This is a genomic window from Staphylococcus coagulans (assembly GCF_002901995.1).
GTDB classification, from domain to species: domain Bacteria; phylum Bacillota; class Bacilli; order Staphylococcales; family Staphylococcaceae; genus Staphylococcus; species Staphylococcus coagulans.
Window position 1 is genome coordinate 17,185 of sequence record NZ_PPQN01000028.1, and the last position, 20,656, is coordinate 37,840.

Annotated in this window: 18 protein-coding genes; 15 read left to right on the top strand and 3 right to left on the bottom strand. The window is 37.6% G+C overall.

Features of this window, described 5'->3' with window-relative positions; all coding sequences use genetic code 11:
- Positions 1–85: 85 nt before the first annotated feature.
- From CD118_RS07015 to CD118_RS07040, 6 genes are all read left to right on the top strand, one after another.
- On the top strand, positions 86–1,471 hold the full coding sequence (locus CD118_RS07015; protein WP_103356458.1) for a YfcC family protein: 1,386 nt from the start codon (positions 86–88) through the stop codon (positions 1,469–1,471).
- 258 nt (positions 1,472–1,729) lie between these two features.
- Positions 1,730–2,629 (top strand): ABC transporter ATP-binding protein, encoded by a 900-nt coding sequence (locus tag CD118_RS07020; RefSeq protein ID WP_103356459.1) that lies wholly within the window; start codon positions 1,730–1,732, stop codon positions 2,627–2,629.
- Positions 2,622–3,872, top strand: coding sequence for an ABC transporter permease (locus CD118_RS07025; protein WP_060829485.1), 1,251 nt, complete (start codon positions 2,622–2,624; stop codon positions 3,870–3,872). Before CD118_RS07020 ends, CD118_RS07025 begins: the two co-directional genes overlap by 8 nt.
- Positions 3,873–4,064: 192 nt before the next feature.
- The gene (locus tag CD118_RS07030; RefSeq protein WP_016426257.1) at positions 4,065–4,397 is read left to right on the top strand and encodes a YnfA family protein; all 333 of its coding nucleotides are present in this window, start codon (positions 4,065–4,067) and stop codon (positions 4,395–4,397) included.
- A gap of 35 nt (positions 4,398–4,432) precedes the next feature.
- Positions 4,433–5,455 carry an aldose epimerase family protein gene (locus CD118_RS07035; RefSeq protein WP_103356460.1) on the top strand — a complete coding sequence of 341 codons (1,023 nt, stop codon included), beginning with the start codon at positions 4,433–4,435 and terminating at the stop codon, positions 5,453–5,455.
- 239 nt (positions 5,456–5,694) lie between these two features.
- Positions 5,695–5,904, top strand: coding sequence for a helix-turn-helix transcriptional regulator (locus CD118_RS07040; protein WP_016426259.1), 210 nt, complete (start codon positions 5,695–5,697; stop codon positions 5,902–5,904).
- A 78-nt stretch (positions 5,905–5,982) separates the two neighbouring features.
- On the opposite strand, the gene CD118_RS07045 is transcribed toward CD118_RS07040, so the two are convergent.
- Positions 5,983–6,633: an MOSC domain-containing protein gene (locus CD118_RS07045; protein WP_060829487.1), complete on the bottom strand. Its 651-nt coding sequence runs from the start codon at positions 6,631–6,633 to the stop codon at positions 5,983–5,985.
- Positions 6,634–6,754: 121 nt separating this feature from the next.
- Between CD118_RS07045 and CD118_RS07050 the strand changes: the two genes are divergently transcribed.
- Entirely contained in the window at positions 6,755–7,456 is a 702-nt protein-coding gene (locus tag CD118_RS07050; RefSeq protein ID WP_103356461.1) for a ribose 5-phosphate isomerase A, read from the top strand.
- Between the two features lie 35 nt (positions 7,457–7,491).
- Here CD118_RS07050 and sdpC read toward each other — a convergent pair whose 3' ends face one another.
- On the bottom strand, positions 7,492–8,664 hold the full coding sequence (gene sdpC / locus CD118_RS07055) for a peptidoglycan release complex CPBP-like subunit SdpC (RefSeq protein ID WP_060829489.1): 1,173 nt from the start codon (positions 8,662–8,664) through the stop codon (positions 7,492–7,494).
- Between the two features lie 549 nt (positions 8,665–9,213).
- On the opposite strand from sdpC, the gene hutG reads away from it, so the two are divergent.
- Entirely contained in the window at positions 9,214–10,152 is a 939-nt protein-coding gene (gene hutG / locus CD118_RS07060; protein ID WP_103356462.1) for a formimidoylglutamase, read from the top strand.
- Between the two features lie 73 nt (positions 10,153–10,225).
- On the opposite strand, the gene CD118_RS07065 is transcribed toward hutG, so the two are convergent.
- Positions 10,226–11,098, bottom strand: a complete 873-nt coding sequence (locus CD118_RS07065) for a LysR family transcriptional regulator (RefSeq protein WP_060829491.1) — start codon at positions 11,096–11,098, stop codon at positions 10,226–10,228.
- A gap of 187 nt (positions 11,099–11,285) precedes the next feature.
- On the opposite strand from CD118_RS07065, the gene CD118_RS07070 reads away from it, so the two are divergent.
- The 7 genes from CD118_RS07070 (at position 11,286) to CD118_RS07100 (ending at position 20,475) form a co-directional block, all read left to right on the top strand.
- A complete protein-coding gene (locus tag CD118_RS07070; RefSeq protein WP_060829492.1) occupies positions 11,286–12,596 on the top strand; it encodes a YjiH family protein in 1,311 nt (436 codons plus the stop codon).
- A gap of 18 nt (positions 12,597–12,614) precedes the next feature.
- Positions 12,615–14,279, top strand: coding sequence for a urocanate hydratase (gene hutU / locus CD118_RS07075; protein WP_103356463.1), 1,665 nt, complete (start codon positions 12,615–12,617; stop codon positions 14,277–14,279).
- Positions 14,279–15,517: an imidazolonepropionase gene (gene hutI / locus CD118_RS07080; protein WP_060829494.1), complete on the top strand. Its 1,239-nt coding sequence runs from the start codon at positions 14,279–14,281 to the stop codon at positions 15,515–15,517. Before hutU ends, hutI begins: the two co-directional genes overlap by 1 nt.
- A gap of 484 nt (positions 15,518–16,001) precedes the next feature.
- Complete coding sequence (locus CD118_RS07085; protein WP_060829495.1) at positions 16,002–17,192, top strand: SulP family inorganic anion transporter; 1,191 nt, start codon at positions 16,002–16,004, stop codon at positions 17,190–17,192.
- Complete coding sequence (locus CD118_RS07090) at positions 17,182–18,312, top strand: amidohydrolase (RefSeq protein ID WP_103356464.1); 1,131 nt, start codon at positions 17,182–17,184, stop codon at positions 18,310–18,312. The genes CD118_RS07085 and CD118_RS07090 overlap by 11 nt, the downstream gene beginning before the upstream one ends.
- Before the next feature lie 212 nt (positions 18,313–18,524).
- Positions 18,525–19,826 carry a Na+/H+ antiporter NhaC family protein gene (locus CD118_RS07095; RefSeq protein ID WP_050330137.1) on the top strand — a complete coding sequence of 434 codons (1,302 nt, stop codon included), beginning with the start codon at positions 18,525–18,527 and terminating at the stop codon, positions 19,824–19,826.
- A 142-nt stretch (positions 19,827–19,968) separates the two neighbouring features.
- A complete protein-coding gene (locus tag CD118_RS07100; RefSeq protein ID WP_082165711.1) occupies positions 19,969–20,475 on the top strand; it encodes an SRPBCC family protein in 507 nt (168 codons plus the stop codon).
- Positions 20,476–20,656: the final 181 nt, after the last annotated feature.

The following is a 20,656-nucleotide window of genomic DNA, read 5'->3' on the forward strand; positions in this document are numbered from 1 at the left end:
GCGCATGATTAGAACAACTGGATTAAGTGTATATAAATAAAAATCAGTTTATTTCGAAAATTTAAACAAAAGGGATGTTTTAATCATGAAAAACAAGCTGAAAAAACGTAAGATGCCACATACCTATGCTTTATTGATGATGGTGATTGTGGTGGCTGCACTATTGACTTATCTGATACCGGCGGGAACATTTGAACGAAAAAAGGTCAATGGCCAGACGGTTGTTGTGCCTGATTCTTATCATATTTTACCTTCACAGCCTGCAAGTTTATTGGATATCTTTCGTGCTATACCAGAAGGATTAATAAGTGGTGGAGAAATTGTTTTTTATATTTTTTTAGTAGGTGGCGCTTTTGGGATTGTACATAAGAGCGGTGCAATAGAAGCAGGGATTCGGCGATTGATGACGCAATTAGGGCAGTTTAAAGTGTTAATGATTCCGCTCACTATGTTAATGTTTTCAATTTTAGGTTTTTCAATTGGACTCGCGGAAGAAACGATTATTTTTGTGCCTATTGGGATTATAATTGCGCGAACTTTAGGTTACGATGCATTGACGGGGGCGGCAATCGTTATTTTAGGTGCAGCGAGTGGCTTTATTGGAGGTATGCTCAATCCATTTACAGTCGGCGTTGCACAAAGCGTCGCCGAACTCCCCCTATTCTCAGGATGGGGATTGCGTTCTATCATTTATATTTTTATTTTGCTGGCTGCAATGGTGGCGGTCATGCGCTATGCAAGACGTGTGAAACGTTCGCCTGAACAGAGTATCGTATACAAATTAGAACAGGAAGAAGTGGATCGTCATCGACAAGAAGTGATACCGTCATTTTCGCGTAGACAATTCGTCAGCTTATTATTCATTGTTGGGGCTATTGGACTGAATATTTTTGGGATTTTTAAATTCGGTTGGACATTTAATGAAATGAGTGCAAACTTTTTGTTAGCAGGACTGCTTGCTGGCTTTGTAGCTGGCCTAGGTTTCAATGGTACATTCGACGCTTTATTAGAAGGTATGAAAAATGTCTTGTTTGGTGCAATGATTGTTGGTTTTGCGAAAGGGATTATCGTTATTTTAGAAAACGGAAAGATTATCGATACAATTGTCTATTTCATGTCATCAATGTTAGAAGGATTACCGCCAGTTGTGACGATTATAGGGATGTTCATTTTTCAATTTTTCCTCAACTTTTTCATTCCTTCTGGATCAGGTCAAGCTTTAACTACAATGCCGTTGTTAGTGCCAATTTCAGATTTACTCGAGGTGAATCGACAAATTACTGTTTTAGCTTTTCAATATGGTGATGCAATCAGTAATAGTCTCTTTCCAACATCTGCTGTTCTAATGGGTGCTTTAGCAGTCGCAAATATAAGCTATACACAGTGGATTAAATTTGTATGGAAACTGATACTTGCATGGGTAGTGATATGTGCAGTGGCGATGTCTATTGCATATTTAGTAGGCTATTAAATAAATAATGAATAGACGCTTGTGTAGTTGAGATGAAAGCACTTTGCTGACACCTTCTAAGGAAGTGTTTCATCTTGGCTACACTTTTTTCTACAAATTGACATTAAGTAAGGTTAACTGCTTCAATTTGCGTTATGCTTTAAGTGTACTACAATGCAGTTAATGAAATATAAATAAGTCATTTTGACAAATATACTTGTCATTTTTATTGGATTCTTGTATATTCAAAGTAATCGTATAGCGAAAGGAGCTACATCAATGACGTTAAAAGTAGAACAGGTCACGAAAAAGTTCAAACAATTTGTGGCAGTAGATGACATTTCGTTTGAACTTCAAAAAGGTAAGATGTTGGGCTTTTTAGGACGAAATGGTGCGGGTAAGACGACGACATTTCGTATGATTTTAGGCTTATCTGAACCGACTGAAGGCAAAATTACATACGAAGGCAAAAAGATAGATAAAACGATGTATGACATCATTGGCTATTTACCAGAAGAAAGAGGATTGCATCCTAAATTGACTGTAACAGAAGAACTCAAATATTTAGCAACTTTAAAAGGAATGAAAAATGCGGATATCAAAAAAGCATTAGATTATTGGTTAGCGCGTTTTCAAATCACAGAAAACCGTCATAAAAAAATAGAAGCGCTATCTAAAGGGAACCAACAAAAAGTACAATTGCTCGCAAGTATGATTCATGAACCGTCACTATTGATTTTGGATGAGCCATTTAGTGGGTTAGACCCAGTTAATGTAGAGTTGTTAAAAGATGCTGTCAAAGATCTTAATGCCAAAGGGACGACGATTATCTTTAGCTCACACCGTATGGAACATGTCGAAGAGCTCTGCGATAATATTTGTATATTAAATCGTGGACAGATGGTTGTACAAGGGGATATTCAACAAGTGAAACAACAAGCAGGCTATCAACGTCTTGTCGTCGATGCACCTTATGACTTATCAGAAGCGGCGCAACTCCCAGGTGTATTACATTATGAAACTCATCGCTCAGAAAATTATTTTACAATTGAAAATGAAACTGTGGCAGAAGCGATATTTCAAATCGTTCAACAAAAAGGTTATGCGAAACGTTTTCAACTAATGGAACCAACGATTAATGAAATCTTTATAGAGAAGGTAGGTGACAAAAATGCATAAATTTTTTGCGACTTTCCAAATCACATACCAAAAGAAGTTGAGATCTAGATCTTTTATCACTACGACGGTCATCATGATTTTGCTCATCATCGGTTTAGCGAATGTGGATAAAATCATTAAACTGTTTGACGGTGGAGAAGACCGTATTGCAATTGTAACGCAGGATAAAAATTTGTATCAACAAGTCAAAAAGCAATATTCGATTGTCAATGAAGACACGAAGTTTGAACATGTATCAGAAAAACAAGCAAAGCAAAAATTAAAAAAGGAAGATATTGATCAAGCTTTTATAATTGATGAGACGAAGACGCATGAACTCAATGGAACTATTTTAAGTCACGATATACCATCAGATAAAGATAAATCGACATTACAATCTGTTTTAACTCAACTACAAGTGCAAAAGGTGGCACAGGATCTAGGACTTCAAGGACAAGATTTACAAAAGTTACAAGCACAAAGTAACGTTAAAAGCCAAATTGTTCAAAAAGAAGGTCAAGCAGATCAAAATTTAAGTTCTGAAGAAGAAAGTTTTAGCAAAGTAATTGTAATGGCAGGAACATTTCTAATATTTTTTATTACATTTAATTATGCACAACAAATAGCGATGGAAGTCGCGACTGAAAAAACATCGCGCGTTTCCGAAATGATTATTACGAGTGTAAATCCTGTGCATCATATCTTAGCCAAGATTTTAGCCGTATTGGCAGTAGCGTTCACTCAAATCTTAGCGCTCTTTATCACTGTCGTCGCTTGTTATTTTATATTTGATTTAAAACATACTTTCGACTCGATATCTGTAGAATTTACACCTCATATCGTTCGCTTGATCATTTTCGGATTGCTCTTCTTGATACTTGGCATCTTTAGTTATGTTATCTTAGCCGCTATTTTAGGTAACTTAACGTCTAGAATAGAAGATATGGCACAATCATTAATGCCAATGAATTTATTAATAATGGGTGCATTTTACTCAGGTTATTTTGGGGCGCTTAATCCAGACAATTTATTTATCAAAATTACAAGTTATGTACCGTTTTTCTCACCGTTTGTGACATTCTCTCGCTTATCCTTGTCCAATGTCTCAACGATAGAAGGTATTATTGCAGTAATTATTCATATTGTGCTCATTATTGTGTTGTTTATTGTTGCTGCAAAAACATATAAAAATTCGGTTCTTTCGTTTGAAAAAGGATGGGTCAATGTTTTAAAACGCGCTTTTCAACGCCAAAAACAATCTTAAAAAAGATATCAAAATGATGAATAAATATTAAGGTAACGGGTTTCGTAAACAGACACTACTGTTTTAGGAATTCAGTTACCTTTTTATCGGTGATGGCCACAAGTCATATTCACTTTGTGAAAGTGTGATTGCCTTATCATTTGTTTTTTGTAGTATACTGTTAGAATAGAGTAAAATATATGAGGTGAAGATGTGAGTTTTGTGTATTCCACAGTGATTTTTATCATAGCAGGATTATGTGAAATCGGTGGCGGTTATCTCATATGGCTATGGTTACGTGCAGAACGACCATTCATGTTTGGATTCATCGGTGGTGTTGTACTCATTTTATATGGCGTGATTGCGACATTTCAAACCTTTCCAACTTTTGGACGTGTGTATGCAGCGTATGGGGGTGTCTTTATCGTTATGAGCCTTTTATGGTCATATTGGATTGATAAAGAACCGCCGGACAAGTTTGATTTGATTGGTGGTGCCATCTGTATCATAGGGGTGCTCATAATGGTATTGCCAACTAGGGGATAAACTTTGGGAGCAGTGTAAAGGAGTACAGTGTAAAAATGTTTATTAATATTGAACAACAATCTAATGGTATTGAACTCATCAAAATAGAAAATAACAAAAGTAAAATTGTATTCATGAATTACGGTGCACGTATTGTTAGTTGGAGAATTGGCGACAATAATATTGTTTTAGGGAACGAAGTTGAAGCTGATGAATTTTATCCTCATCATCCTTTTTATTTTGGTGCAACAGTTGGAAGAGTTGGCGGTCGCATAGCAAACGGTCAATTTGAATTAAAAGGCAAAACCTATACACTTGAACAAAATGATCCACCACATCATTTACATGGTGGACATCATGGTTTGTCAGATCGGCTGTTTGATTATCAAATCATTAAAGAGGATCTTTCAGAAAAGGTGCAAGTTGTTTTTACTACACAATTACGACAAGAAGAAGATCATTACCCGGGAAATATAGATGTAAAAGTGACTTTTACGTATGATACATCGGAAACATGGACGATTGAGTATGAAGCACAATCAGATGCAGATACATTATTTAATCCAATGAATCACGTGTATTTTAATTTAAATCGAGATAGCAATGTGGTGGATAACCATGTAATCGCAAGTGATCGATTAGCAATGTATCCTTTAGATGAAACAGGCATGCCTACGCTAACTCCGATTGATCTCGTTGAAGAAATGGGTTCGAATCAGATTCAGTTAGCACAACTTTTTAATACTACGCAGGATAGCATCCAGCAACAAGTGAATGCGAAGAGAGGTTTAGATCATCCTTTTGAAGTGGCGGATGGTCAACTATCAATTTTAAATGATGATCTTGCTTTGCATGTTTCAACAGATGCGCCTCAAGTTGTACTTTATACGTTAAATGACTCTGAAAATTGGAAAAGTCATATGAATATTTTTAAGCCTCATTCAGGTATTACAGTCGAAACTCAAAGCGTACCTAATGATATACAATTACTAGGTCCCAAGGCCTATTCGATTTTGAAAGCTAATACACCTTTTTATTCTAAAACAGCATTTCAAATCGAAAGAATATCCAATTGTTAAATACAATGTGAACTCAGGCAAGTGCGGGATAAGTTTAAGGAGGTTGGAAGAGAGAATATGACGTTTTCCGCCTCCTATTTCTGTTTAAGAATCGTACAAAAGACAATTTATATGTAAAAAAATACACTTATAGAAGTTTGCTTTTGTCTTTATTTCTGCCTTGTTAAAGGTGTAAAATGCATCTTATATCAAATTTATAGTTTCATCCCAATTTTACTTTTATTTGAGGAGATGATGCGATGCGCAATCGTTTGAAAGAATTACGTGCAAGAGACGGCTATAATCAAACACAATTAGCGGAAAAGGCGGGTATCTCTCGTCAAACCGTGTCGTTAATAGAGCGCAATGATTTTATGCCCTCTATTTTGACAGCGGTAAAGATTGCGCGTATTTTCAATGAGCCTGTTGAACAGGTCTTTATCTTTGAAGCCAAAGACTTCAATACTTAGATTCCTGTTTCAATGCTAATTAAAGTCGATATTATAGTAGGGTGACAATAGTCAGCCTGCTTTTTTGCGTCCATAAAGCTAGAGGCGTGCAAGCATTTTTTCAAGTTTTTGTCTGCGCTTTTGTGTAAGGAATGGGTTTTGAATCGCGTATGCGAGGCGGTCTTTATTTTTTCTATCGTTATAATATATATCATTGAGTTCTTGAACAGAAAGTCTTGTTACTTTAGGCGTACTTTTTATAAGTTGCAAGTCATCATTCGGAGAAACATAGCCTTCTTGTAAGACACGGAAGTAACAGCCTGTTTTTCCAGAAGACGTCATATCTTTAACAAGATGAGGATAACCATATTTACTTTGGATTTTCCAACAAGGTTCACGTATTTCAGAGACTTCGATACGCGCTTCTCCAAGTTGGTATTGATCACCAAAAAATAATGACGTCTCATCTACATGATATACAGTAAGGTTTTCGCCAAATAAAGCATAGTCAGGTAAGGGGTGGATAACTTCTTTCCACATATCATAATGGGAATAACTGTATAAACAGAGTGCTTTATCAGGTCCGCCGTGGTCTTTATATTCTTGTTCGTCTGTGATTAAACCTGTTTGAGATAGCCATACTTTATCTTGAATGGGCTTTTTGTTAAGCGCACTTTTCATAGGTCGATCGTTTCGATATTGTAAAGATTCTATTTTTCCCGTTGAGATGGCATGGATTTGATATTTCATTTTGCTTCCTCCTCATATTTAAAGTTTATTTTAACGTAATTCGGTTGATTCGTCATGGCTTTTTCAGATGAATATTGTACAATAAAGACAGATACATAAGTCATAAAAAAGGAGTGCGACAATGGGCATTAAGCAACTAAAACAAATGACACTAGATGAAGCGATAAGTCGTATTGAAGATGGCATGACGGTGGGCATTGGAACAGGAAGTACAATTGAATTGCTCGTTCCGAAAATTGCGCAACTCATCCATGAAAAGGGATACCAAATTAAAGGCGTATGTACTTCAGAGCGTACAGCACTACAAGCGAAGTCGTTAGATATTCCAATTGTTGATGTTAATGATGTGACACATATCGATATCGCCATTGATGGCGCAGATGAAATTGATCCTAACTTAAACTTAATTAAAGGTGGCGGTGGGGCACTGTTTCGAGAAAAGGTCATCGATACTTTTGCGGAACGATTTATCGTTATTGCGGATCAAACAAAGTTAGTTGATTATTTAGGACAAACGTTCAAGATCCCTGTTGAAGTGGATGCTTTTAACTGGCGTCAGTTGATTCGTACCATTGAACAAGCATTTGACGTTAAAGTGACACGACGTATGATCGGTGATATCCCCTTTATTACAGATAATGGGAACTATATTTTAGATTGTACGTTAAATCAAAGTATTGATCCGTATGCATTTCATGAATATTTAATTCACCTTGTTGGCATATTAGAAACAGGCTATTTCTTAGACACAGTTGAAGAAGCCATCGTTGGAACGGATGAAGGCTTAAAAGTGATTCATCACTCCGAACAAATAAAAAAGTAGCGCGGTCATTGACCGGCTACTTTTTATTTATAATATCAATCTGCTTTGTCCTCATGTTTTGACATTTTTGCCACGTCGTTTTCATCTGTCAGTGTTTGTGCAGATGATTGAACCTCATTATCCGTATTTTCAATATTTATTTTTTCTTCATCGGCTGTATGCGATGATGTCGCCTCACGCTCTTGAATAGATTGATTTGTTTCGTCCGTTTGTTTTTCTGCATCTTTGATTTGTTCTTTAGACGTTACTTCTTCGACAACATTTGCATCATTTTGTTGTTCTGGTTGCACGTTTGCATCTGGTGCATCAGAACTTTTTGTTGTCGATTTTGGTTCCACTGCTGTTTCTGTTTCATAATGTTCTTCAAGTGGATTATCTTCTTCCTCTTGAGACGTATCGAACATCAATGGTGTATCGTCATCTTCATCTTTATGACGTGGTGTAAAGAGACGCATGATGAGACCTAATACAACGACTACGGCTGCAACACTTGCTGTAGAATAAGCAAGGACTTTCATAGAGAAGATATCTCCAATTTCCTCACTAAAGAAAAAGACTCTAGCAAAGGACATGGCAGCATGGAAAAGCGTAGCGATATAAATTGAACGCCCGCCTGTGCCTCTAACAAGTTCGCCTGCTATCATTGAAAATGAAAAGACATAGAGTGCACTGAATAAAGTATAAGTTGATCCAAATGCAGTGTTAACATCCCATACTAAATAAAGGACACTGACAACGATGTTCGCAAAGAAGTGTGGTAACTTTGCTTCGACAATATTTAATAGGTAAGAACGAAAACCAAACTCGATAAAGAATGCCATAAGAAGATGGCCAATTAAAATAGTCCAAATCGTCTCAGACAAGTCTTTAGACTGTAATAAGATAAAACTATCCGCATATGTATTAAAACTATACATACCGATGATAAAAATAATTAAAGGTAAAGTCAGTGCTAATAAAATTCTTTCAATAACTTTTAAATTAATCCCTAACTTTAATCCGCCAAGTTGTTCTTTTTTATTTTTAAATACAATGATACATAATACTGCGGCAATAAATGGACCTAAGCTATTTAATGCAAATACAAACGGTTTAAAACCAGATGCTTTCTGGAAATCTTGTAAAATCAAGGGGCTTGCATATGCAAAAATAAAAAACACAAAGATGGTCATTGCCCATTGGAAGCCTGAAATACGCGTTCGATTCATAAAAAATCCTCCATATTAAACGTAGCTAATGAGGTTCGTATGCATGAGGGTGTCCTATAAACACGTGTTGCAATTGAAATGCAACGCAAGAAAGGACGACGATCAAGTCATAGAATCTAACGTTCATTATAAACATATATTGTAAAGAAATAAATTATTAACAGTCAAATATCATTGAATTGTAATATAAGTTAAGAAAATTGTTACAGATTTTATCGTGTCACATAAACCCCAAATGATACGTTCAATCGTGTCTCTACCGACTTAAACATCAATAAGCTTGATTCAAGTTTATCAAAAAGCAATCTTCATTAATTTCTGACTCTCCCCACTTGTTAACGTTTTCTTTGTATTTTCAAGGGTAAAAATAGTAGCATAGAATTGTAGAAAGTTAAGACGTAGGGGTGCCTCATCTATCACAGCATGTCAAACGATTCAAGAATAGTCGCTACTTAATATGAAGTTGTATTTGTCGATAAGTATACTATTTCAATTTTTTGCTAAGATGGGACAACCCAATTAAAGTCTCGTACGAAAGAGGGGGTTCTTATGTATCAAAAGCCAAATCATGAATTATGGACAGGTCGTTTAGATAGTGAAACGGATCAGCGCGCATTTCGTCAATTTCAAACCATCCAGTTAGCTCATATTGATGAGGTTGCACAACAACAAGCAGAAGTTGCTTTATTCGGTTATGCCATCGATGAAGGTGTCAGACTGAATCAAGGTCGTGTCGGTGCTAAAGACGGACCCGATGCGATTAAACGTGCATTTGCAGGATTGCCTGCATCGACGTCATTAAACATCGTAGATTATGGTAATTGGATCCATTCCGCTGATACATTATTCGCTTCACAACAAAAATTTGGTCATTATGTACACCAATTACTGCAACAGCACCAAAGAACATTTTTATTAGGAGGCGGCCATGACATCGCATATGCTCAATATTTAGGTGTCCGTGCAGCTTATCCTGATCAATCCATAGGCGTCATTAACATTGATGCACATTTTGATAATCGCTATGAGGAACACTCAACCTCTGGTACAAGCTTTAGACAAATGTTGACTGAAGATGAAAACTTAGATTATTTTGTTTTAGGTATCCAACGCCCTGCAAATACACCATCGTTATTTGATTACGCGGAAGAGACGGATACAGCGTACGTTTTAGCTGAAGAGCTTGTCGATCAAATCGGGCCGCCCGTGAAAGATAAAATTGATCACTTTATTAACGCACATGATGTGATTTTATTTACGATTTGCATGGATGTCGTTGATAGTGCCTTTGCGCCCGGTGTCAGTGCTGCTGCAGTACTCGGATTGACACCTTATACGGTATTGGACTTAGCGAGACGTATTTTAGAATCACCTAAAGTGACCTCAGTGAGTATCGCAGAAACCAATCCAAAGTATGATGTCGATCAACGCACAGCTAAACTCGTTGCACATTTATTATCACATTTTATTCATTGTTCCGCTTCATAAAGGGATAGTGTAGGTTGAATGATGAGAAAACGATGTTAGCTAAACGATGTATGCGTGACTGATGTCCTTCGTGTTATCCCATATCCCAGTATTGACGACAAGACTGCACAAGATTTAATATATGTGGACTGTATTGACGTTTTTTTAAGTAATTTAAATATATCGTGCGTTCAATACTTGGGCGAATTCGAATTGCGCGTAAATCATTTGTAGAGTAGGACTGGTAGTACATGCGAGGTATCACTGCATATCCCATGTCTTGATGTACAAAATTGGTCGCTGCTTCAAAGCGGTCGACTTCCATAATAATATTAGGTCGTTCTTCAAGGCGCGTAAAATAATCATCAATATGTTTGCGAACTTGATATTTCTTATTAGGCACTATCAATGGTAATTTTTTAATTGAAATGGATTTTTGATGTGTAAATGCGTCTTTAGTCGCGAGCACGACGTAGTCTTCCTTGTAAAGTGGCAAAGAAATAATGTCATCATGTCGTATCTCATCGTTAGATAATCCGATATGGATATCAAAGTTAATTAACTTTTGTGTCAGTACGTGTGGATCTAATATTTCTGTGATTTGGTAATGTTGCTCGGGATGTATCGTTTGATGCTGCCGTATCACATTGGCGACCCAATGCGCAGCCGATTCAATAATGGCCATTTTAATTTTAGGGGTTTGGCTCATTTTTAAATCATACATTTTTTCTATCGTTTGATGATAGTGTTTGACGAGTTCAATGGCCTCATTATAAAACTGAATCCCTTTTTCGGTAATGGAGATTGATTTCGTTGTCCTTTTTAACAAGGGATAACCTAAGTCGTTCTCCATTTTTTTAATCGTCGCAGTTAGTGATGGCTGACTAATGTGTAAAATATGTGCGGCTTTAGTAAAACTATTTTGGTTTACAACTTCAATAAAATATTCCAATTGTACAATCTTCATATCGTTCCCTCTTATTTATAGTTTATGTTTATAGATAATTAGTTTATTTATATTAGTTATTGATAGCTTACCATATTACAATGAGAATAGTAAGAATTGAAAAAACATTGGCACACGCATATCACAATTGGAGATGATTTGAATGAAACAAAGAGAATAACATCACGATTTTAAAGGGGGAACTGTGATGGGAGAACAAAAACAAGTGTTAAAAGGCAAACAGCTGTGGCGCTTTTGGGTTTATAGCTTGATGGGTGTCGTTTGCTTTTTTGTCCCAATTCAATGGCATGGTGAGAAAACGATTATTGTCGACCATGTTCACCTTGTGATTCGATCGGGACTGCATCAATGGATGCCTTACATCGCATTGTTAATGATTATAATTGGGGCATTGTTACCTATTATAAGGAAAGAATACAAAAAATCAGTAACTGACTTTGTTATTGTATTGTTTAAAGTTTTAGGTGCAGTCATCGGTGTGATGTATGTCTTTAAAATAGGCCCAGCCTTATTGTTTCAAAAAGATTATGGACCATTTTTATTTGAAAAACTCATGTTGCCGCTCAGCGTCTTAATACCTGTCGGTGCAATTGCATTATCGCTATTAGTTGGCTACGGCTTGTTAGAGTTTATTGGCATTTTAATGCAACCAATTATGAGGCCGCTATTTAAAACGCCCGGTCAATCAGCAATTGATGCAGTGGCGTCCTTTGTCGGCAGCTATTCACTTGGACTATTAATTACAAATCGTGTGTATAAAAAAGGGGTATACAATTATCAAGAGGCTTTAATTATAGCGACAGGATTCTCTACTGTTTCAGCCACATTTATGATAATTGTGGCGCGTACGCTCGATCTGATTCCGCATTGGAACCTTTATTTTTGGAGTTGCTTAGTGATTACATTTGTCGTAACAGCAATTTCAGCACATTTACCACCGATTTCAAATGCTTCTACAGCGTATTACAACAATCAAGAAGGCTATCAAGAAGTCGTTGTTGAAGGAAGTCGTTGGAAAAGTGCATGGATGGAAGTTAAAAAACAATCACACGAGGCACTTCCTCTTGTAAAAAATGTATGGCTCAATTTTAAAGATGGATTAGAAATGACGGTAGCGATTTTGCCTTCGATTTTATCGATTGGTTTTGTTGGTTTATTGCTCGCTAATTTCACACCCGTGATTGATATTTTAAGTTACATTTTTTATCCATTTGTATATCTATTTCCTATTGCGGATCAAGCGTTACTAGCAAAAGCATCTGCAATCTCAATTATCGAAATGTTTTTACCTTCATTACTTGTCGTTAATGCCACTTTACAAGTGAAGTTTGTTGTAGGGATTACGAGTGTATCCGCTATCATTTTCTTTTCAGCGCTAGTGCCGTGTATTTTAGCGACAGAAATCAAAGTGCCAATTTGGCAACTTGTGTGTATATGGTTTATCCGTGTCACGCTCACATTGTTAATCACGATTCCATTAAGTTTAGTTCTATTTTAATCAAAGGAGAGATGCATTATGGCTAGAGAAGTTAAAGCGAAAAAAGGATTGGAAATCGAATGTAAAGGTTGGGAACAAGAGGCTGTCTTACGCATGCTCTATAATAATTTAGATCCGGAAGTTGCAGAACACCCCGACAAACTCGTCGTATATGGGGGCATCGGAAAAGCAGCAAGAAACTGGGAAAGTTTTGATGCGATTGTTAAAACGTTAAGACGATTAGAAAAAGATGAGACGATGCTCGTTCAATCAGGTAAACCAGTCGCAGTTTTTAAAACACATGAAGAAGCACCGCGCGTTTTAATTTCAAATTCTGTACTCGTACCGAAATGGGCCAATTGGGAACACTTCCATGAATTGGATCGTAAAGGCTTAATGATGTATGGCCAAATGACTGCGGGAAGTTGGATATATATCGGCTCACAAGGGATTGTTCAAGGGACATATGAAACGTTTGCAGAATTAGCAAAGCAGCATTTTAATGGCTCATTAAAAGGAACGATTACATTAACAGCTGGATTAGGGGGCATGGGTGGTGCACAACCACTCGCCGTGACGATGAATGAAGGGGTTGTGATTGGCGTAGACGTTGACCCCTCACGTATTCACAAACGGATTGATACAAAATACTGTGATATCATTACCGATTCTTTAGATGAAGCGCTAGAAAAAGCTGAAAAAGCCAAACAAAATGGTGAAGCATTAGCCATAGGACTCGTTGGAAATGCAGCTGAAGTTCATCATGAAATATTAAAACGAAACTTTAAAATTGATATTATTACGGACCAAACGTCAGCCCATGACCCGTTGAATGGTTATATTCCAGAAGGCTATTCTTTAGAAGAAGCGGAACAGTTGAGAGGAAGCGATCCTGAAGCCTATGTACAAAAATCACAACAGTCAATGAAAAAACACGTGGAAGCCATGTTGGCATTTCAAGAAAAAGGTGCCGTCGCTTTTGATTATGGCAATAACATCCGTCAAGTTGCTTATGACCAAGGGCTTGAAAACGCCTTCGATTTTCCTGGATTTGTACCAGCTTATATTCGACCTCTATTCTGTGAAGGAAAAGGGCCTTTCCGTTTTGCAGCATTGTCTGGTGATCCTAAAGATATTGAACGTGCAGACCAATTGATGCGCGAGCTTTTCCCTGAAGATGAAAAACTCATGCGCTGGTTAGATATGGCAACAGAGAAGATTGCCTTTCAAGGTTTACCGTCAAGAATTGCATGGTTAGGTTACGGTGAACGTGCGAAAATGGGGCTGGCATTAAATGAACTTGTGCGTAAAGGTGAAATTTCAGCACCAATTGTTATTGGACGTGACCATTTAGATTCTGGCTCAGTTGCCTCGCCAAATAGAGAAACAGAATCAATGAAAGACGGCTCGGATGCTGTCGGTGACTGGGCGATTTTAAATGCACTTATCAATACTGCAGCAGGTGGTTCATGGATTTCTGTGCATCATGGTGGCGGCGTAGGTATGGGTTATTCCTTACATGCAGGTATGGTCGTTGTCGCAGATGGAAGTGAACGTGCAGAAAGAAGATTAAAACGTGTATTGACTACGGATCCGGGTATGGGTGTAGTAAGACATGTAGATGCAGGCTATGACATTGCGATTGAAACAGCGCAAAGAAAAGGAATCGATATTCCAATGATGAAGAAGGAGGATGAAGCTTAATGGCATATGATTTAATCATTCAAAATATTAAAGAATTGATTTTGCCTAAATCTGTCGATCGACCTTTAAAAGGGAAAGAATTGGATGAATTAACAGTCATTCAAAATGGGACTGTTGTTGTTGATGACGGTAAAATTGTTTATTCAGGTCCATACACAGAAGACTATGAAGCTAAAGAAGTAATCGATGCCTCAAATCGTGTCGTTTCACCTGCCTTAGTGGATGCCCATACCCATCTTATTCATGGAGGCTCACGTGAACATGAAATGGCACTAAAAAGACAAGGTAAGTCATATTTAGAAATTTTAGAATCGGGCGGCGGTATTTTATCTACCGTTGAAGCGACACGTCAAGCAACGGAAGATGAGCTATTTGCCAAAGCAGAACACGCATTGTTAACGATGGTGCATCATGGCGTGTTAGCGGTAGAAAGTAAAAGTGGTTACGGCCTTGATAAAGAAAATGAATTAAAGCAGTTAAGAATATCTAATCGATTGGCAGAGAAATATGGTTTAACGATGCGACATACTTTTTTAGGGCCTCATGCTGTCCCTAAAGAAGCGACGTCTAATGCAGCCTTTTTACAAGAAATGATTGATTTACTACCCGAAGTGAAAGGATTAGCGGATTTTGCAGATATTTTCTGTGAGACAGGCGTTTTCACTATTGAAGAATCTCAACGATATATGGAAGCAGCTAAGGCACAAGGATTTAAAGTCAAAATTCATGCAGATGAAATTGATCCATTAGGGGGGTTAGGCCTTGCCATTGATGAAGAAGCGATTTCTGCAGATCATCTTGTTGCTTCAAGTGAAGAAGACAAAGCGAAGTTAAATCATTCGAACACAGTAGCGGTGCTCTTACCAGGGACAACATTTTATTTAGGGAAAGAAAGCTACGCCGATGCAAGAGGTATGTTAGATCATAATGGAGCGATTGCGATTGCTACGGATTACAACCCAGGAAGTTGTGTAACAAATAACTTACAAATGGTCATGGCGATTGCAGCTTTAAAATTAAAATTATCACCAAATGAAATATGGAATGCAGTTACAGTGAATGCAGCTAAGGCAATCGATGTGGATGCAGGTACAATTAATCCTGGTGATCAAGCGAATATTGTGATTTGGCATGCACCCAATCATGAATACGTTCCTTATCACTATGGGGTAAACCATGTAGAAAAAGTTATTCAAAAAGGGCGTGTCATTGTAGACCGTCACTTGGGATTATTATAAGTTTAAGTTTACCATTCATTATAAGCGTTCGGGGCATAAAATCTTTGATAGCCTACTTTCCTGAACGCGATTGCTTAAGGGCTGAAGTCTCAACTCATAAATATCATTAAGTTATTTTGGGTTGTTACTCAATTAAATAAAACGTAATCGACTTATTTTTACTATCATAGTGAAAGATGACATACGGAAATGAAGTATTAATGACGAGACGCCTGAGGGAAGAGGATGAGCCGAAGACTACAGTCTGAGACTGTTCCCTCGGAAAACAAAGTCATATCATACGAAGTTTTATCATTTAAAAGGGGGGCGCTAAGATGATTTTAACAGAAAATCATCTTAGCGCTATTTATTTAGTAATGTATGTCACAGCCTCTTAATGATTAACGCAAAAAGCATATATGCGTAAAATGTATCGATATGTCAACTTAACTTTTTAAATTTGATACAATATATACAACTGTATACGAGACATGGGGGAATAGGTATGAGGGGAGATGTATTAGCCTATTTAAATAGTTGGCGAGGCAGCGTCGCCCAAAATATCAGTGCAGGGATGCTCGTTGCGCTTGCGATGATACCGGGTGCCATTGCTTTTTCTTTTATCGCCGGTGTCAGTCCAACAATCGGGTTGTTGAGTTCTGCGTTGATGATGATGCTAATTAGTTTTCTTGGCGCGCGCCGCTTGATGGTATCAGCCCCGAGTAGTGGTGTGTCAATTGTTGCTGTATTGATTAATGAGCGTTACGGTATAGCAATGCTTATTGCGACGATGATCGTCATGGGGCTCTTTCAAATACTGTTTGCATTTTGTAATGTAGAAAAAATGATTTATAAAATTCCAGCACCAGTGGTCATTGGCTTTATGAATGCACTTGGCTATCTTCTACTCACTTCTCAGCTTAAGTATGTTGTAGGTCAGTCGGCTTTGACAAATATCATCACTTTAGGAAGTTTGTGTATGTTATTTTGGCTACCACACATTACTGAACGTGTTCCTGCTGCTTTGGTTACAATTCTATTTTTCTCACTTATTGCGGAATATTTCAACTTAGATTTAAAGTATGTGAAAGATTTAGCCAAGCTCCATTTTGAAATGCCATCAATCGGGTTTCCAGATGTACCGTTACAGTGGATGACCTTATTTGAAGTTGGGTTATTTGGATTAATGCTTGCTGTAGTTGCGACGATTCAAACAAGTTTGACTGTACAAATGATGGATAACTTCACCGATAATCAAAGTAGTATCAATAAGGAATCCTTTGGCCAAGGGTTAACGAATGCGCTTGTCGGTTTACTTGGTGGTATCGGGGGCAGTGCGCTTGTCGGACAGTCCAAATATAACTACCAACTTGGCGCAACGTCCCGTTTATCGACTTTTACGACAGGCGTGATGTTATTGCTATTTCTCATGTTTTTAGGACCGATTGTCGGCCGTATTCCACTTGTTGTTTTAGCAATCGTATTGATGCGTATTGCGATGGGGACGTTTGAAAAACAAACGTTGGATTATATAAGAGAAAAACGCTGGATCGAATTTGGTACCATTTGCATTACATTCTTATTGATTATAGGAACACATCAATTAGCATTAGGGGTATTGATAGGAACGCTTATATTTTACCTTGTAAAACGATTTAAAAATGATATGAAAGGACGTGGCAATGATGCCAGTTGAACTGAACCAACTCATTGAATGGCGAAGAGCCTTTCATCATAATCCAGAATTATCCAATCAAGAATACGAGACAACGCAGCGGATTCGTGAAATTTTAACACTTTATGATATACAAATATTAAATACGCCGCTTTCAACAGGGTTAGTTGCTGAAATCGGTCAAGGGGAAGAATTTATCGTCATTCGTTCTGACATTGATGCTTTACCTATTGAAGAACAAACCGCATTAAAATTTCGTTCTGGAAACAAAGGTGTGATGCACGCTTGTGGCCACGATATTCATATGGCTGCCATATTAGCTACAGCCATTCAATTGAAAGAACAGGAAGCGCAGTTGAAAAGCCGTGTCCGTGTAATTTTTCAAGCCGCAGAAGAAATTAGTGAAGGGGCTTTTGAAGTGGTCAAAACGGGTGTGCTAGATGGTGCGAAGGCAATTTTAGGGTTTCACAATGATCCAACATTAAAAGTGGGTGAATGGCGTGCTAAAACAGGATTTATGACTTCGAATGTGGATCGTTTCATTATTCGAATCCATGGCATAGGTGCACATGCCGCGATGCCACACAATGCGAAAGATCCACACGTGATATTGAGTCAGCTCATTTCGAGTTTGCAAACGATCGTCAGTCGAAACATTGCACCACATGATGAAGCGGTTGTAACTATCGGGCAAGTGCATAGCGGCCACACTTGGAATGTCATTCCACAAGATGCTATGATAGAGGGCACAATTCGAAGTTTTAAAAAGGATGTTAGAGACCAGGTTGAAGCTCGTATGACTCAAATTTGTGAAGGACTCGCGCTCCAATTTGATGCTCAAGTTGATTTAGATTACCAACGTTTAGCAGGTGCGGTATTTAATGATGATACTTTACAACAAATGGCATTAAAAAGTGCAGAACATGTAGGCTATCAAGCTAACGTTTTACCTCGTGCCTTAACGATTGGGGAAGATTTTTCAGGTTATCAAGATGTCGCGCCAGTTCACTTTGCGATGATAGGTTCTGAAAGTCCATATCCGCTTCACCATGCACAATACAATCCTAATGAAGCCATTTTAGAAAAAGTACCAGCTTATTTTGTGGCTTTAATTCAAGAGATTTGGGAGGCTTCAAGTTGACATTGACGTTAAATTAGATTTCATGTATTGTTTAACAGTAAAATTCAATTTTAAATCAATACGCATATAAAAAGTTGACTTTTAAGGTTATTTTTAAAGGGATGTTTAAAAGGACAGATAAACAATGAATGATTTTGATATAAGGAAAGTTTTATTCTGTTGATGAAATTGAAAAAAGGGGACTATACTTTTTATAAATAAGGAGTTTCAAAATGTCTAAACAATATCGAGATCAAAATAATCCGTGGGCATTAACACCGCTCGTTGTATTTATAAGTATTTTTTTAGGCGCCGGTATCATTACGAAGGATTTTACCTTTATGCCGTTAAATGTTGCCGCAATTATTGGCGTCGTTGTTGCACTTATGATGAATCGTCAAGAGAAGTTGACCACTAAAGTTGAAGTGTTTGCTCAAAAAGCAGGTCATCCTAATATTATTTTAATGATGTTTATCTTTATACTTGCAGGTGCGTTTTCAAAGACAGCCCAAGCTATGGGTGGTGTGACCTCAATAGTGAATCTAGGTTTGTCATTAATTCCACAAAATTATTTGATAGTCGGTCTATTTATCATTTGTATGTTTATCTCTATTTCAATGGGGACATCTGTTGGGACAGTGGCTGCGATTGCGCCAGTCGGTTTTGGGATTAGCCAAGCTACCGAAATTCCAGCAGCGTTAGCAATGGCGACAGTTGTTGGCGGCGCGATGTTCGGAGATAACTTGTCTATGATTTCTGATACGACAATAGCTGCCGTTCGCACACAAAAAACGCAAATGAGTGATAAGTTTAAAGTGAACTTTAGAATTGTAGTGCCAGGTGCACTGATTACCATTGTATTACTCTGGTGGCTCACAATGGGCTACCAAATTGATCATACAAAAACATATGATTACGAATGGTTTAAAGTGATTCCTTATTTGCTTGTATTGATTCTTGCGATTATCGGTGTGAATGTCATATTAGTATTATTAGGTGGCGTTGCACTTGCAGGTGTCATAGGACTTATTGATCATGCATTTAGTTTTTCAGGTTTATTAAAAGTGATATCGGAAGGAATTATAGGTATGCAAGATATTGCCATGATTGCCTTATTGATTGGTGGTATGATTGGCCTTGTTGAGCACCACGGAGGTATTACTTGGCTATTAAACTTTGTTAAAAGTCGTGTTAAGTCTAGACGTGGCGCCGAATTTGGTATTGCTGGATTAGTGAGTATTGCAGATATCTCAACTGCAAACAATACGATTTCCATTATTATGGCAGGTCCCCTAGCAAAAGATATAGCGGATGAGTATCAAATTGATGCACGTAAATCGGCAAGTATTTTGGATATTTTCGGCAGTGCGTTTCAAGGATTTGTACCGTACAGTCCACAGTTGATTGCGGCAGCGGGTGTCGCGAGTATATCGCCCGTCATGTTATTACCTTATTCTATTTATCCGATTATGCTTGCTTTATGTGGTGTGGTGGCTATCATTTTTAACCTTCCAAGACTAGAACGCAAAAAATAGTGACATCTCTCTTAATATAAATTTGAAAAAACGTTTAGGAATAGTCTAGCAAAATAGGTTGTGAGATGTTCAATTTATTCGGTATGTGTATGGATTTAAGTTACAATAAACATGATGGAGTTCATCGGGAAAAGTATGGAGAATGGAAGTGAAGCATATGCAAAATGAATGGGTTGAAATAAAACTTGTACGTCTCATGAAGACGACACCAACAAGCGCGTATCGTGCATGGTTGGAGCCAGAGCAATTGAAAGAATGGTTTATGACTTCACGTCGTACGAATCAAGAATTAGAAAATCATCCAATAGAGGGCGGCACTTATAGAATAGTTGATCAACGTCAAGGCAAACGCTTGGAGATTGAAGGCGTTTATCAAACATTAGTTGAAGATACCCATATCATTCAAACGATTCAAATGCCCGAGTTTAGCGATGAAGCGGATGAAATTGAAGTTTACTTTGAAGAAAGAAGTCCAGGTATTACGCAGATGACGTTTTATTATAAAGGCCTAGTACCTAAAGAAAGACGATTGACAAACTTAGAATACAAACAGAAGAAAAAAGCTTATCACGATCATACGGCACATGGTTTTGAATTAATGTTTGATACGTTACAACAAGAACTAGAAGCGCAGCAAGATGTAAATTAGAACGCGCGCCTATTTTATGGTTTGGGAGCTATGTTGCGTCATTAACAAAAGAAACTAAAATTAAGATAACTAAAAATGCTCGAAATATGCATCGGTCAACATTCCGGGGTGCACAATTCGAGCTAGTCTAAACGAGGCGGGGCGGAAATCAATTTTTGCCCCGCCTAAAATTATGAACAAA

What these genes read in the sequence shown, in the direction of transcription:
- CD118_RS07015 (WP_103356458.1), top strand. Translation starts at nt 86, where the DNA reads ATGAAAAACAAGCTGAAAAAACGTAAGATGCCACATACCTATGCTTTA.
- CD118_RS07020 (WP_103356459.1), top strand. Translation starts at nt 1,730, where the DNA reads ATGACGTTAAAAGTAGAACAGGTCACGAAAAAGTTCAAACAATTTGTG.
- CD118_RS07025 (WP_060829485.1), top strand. Translation starts at nt 2,622, where the DNA reads ATGCATAAATTTTTTGCGACTTTCCAAATCACATACCAAAAGAAGTTG.
- CD118_RS07035 (WP_103356460.1), top strand. Translation starts at nt 4,433, where the DNA reads ATGTTTATTAATATTGAACAACAATCTAATGGTATTGAACTCATCAAA.
- CD118_RS07040 (WP_016426259.1), top strand. Translation starts at nt 5,695, where the DNA reads ATGCGCAATCGTTTGAAAGAATTACGTGCAAGAGACGGCTATAATCAA.
- CD118_RS07045 (WP_060829487.1), bottom strand. Translation starts at nt 6,633, where the DNA reads ATGAAATATCAAATCCATGCCATCTCAACGGGAAAAATAGAATCTTTA.
- CD118_RS07050 (WP_103356461.1), top strand. Translation starts at nt 6,755, where the DNA reads ATGGGCATTAAGCAACTAAAACAAATGACACTAGATGAAGCGATAAGT.
- sdpC (WP_060829489.1), bottom strand. Translation starts at nt 8,664, where the DNA reads ATGAATCGAACGCGTATTTCAGGCTTCCAATGGGCAATGACCATCTTT.
- hutG (WP_103356462.1), top strand. Translation starts at nt 9,214, where the DNA reads ATGTATCAAAAGCCAAATCATGAATTATGGACAGGTCGTTTAGATAGT.
- CD118_RS07065 (WP_060829491.1), bottom strand. Translation starts at nt 11,098, where the DNA reads ATGAAGATTGTACAATTGGAATATTTTATTGAAGTTGTAAACCAAAAT.
- CD118_RS07070 (WP_060829492.1), top strand. Translation starts at nt 11,286, where the DNA reads ATGGGAGAACAAAAACAAGTGTTAAAAGGCAAACAGCTGTGGCGCTTT.
- hutU (WP_103356463.1), top strand. Translation starts at nt 12,615, where the DNA reads ATGGCTAGAGAAGTTAAAGCGAAAAAAGGATTGGAAATCGAATGTAAA.
- hutI (WP_060829494.1), top strand. Translation starts at nt 14,279, where the DNA reads ATGGCATATGATTTAATCATTCAAAATATTAAAGAATTGATTTTGCCT.
- CD118_RS07085 (WP_060829495.1), top strand. Translation starts at nt 16,002, where the DNA reads ATGAGGGGAGATGTATTAGCCTATTTAAATAGTTGGCGAGGCAGCGTC.
- CD118_RS07090 (WP_103356464.1), top strand. Translation starts at nt 17,182, where the DNA reads ATGCCAGTTGAACTGAACCAACTCATTGAATGGCGAAGAGCCTTTCAT.
- CD118_RS07095 (WP_050330137.1), top strand. Translation starts at nt 18,525, where the DNA reads ATGTCTAAACAATATCGAGATCAAAATAATCCGTGGGCATTAACACCG.
- CD118_RS07100 (WP_082165711.1), top strand. Translation starts at nt 19,969, where the DNA reads ATGGAAGTGAAGCATATGCAAAATGAATGGGTTGAAATAAAACTTGTA.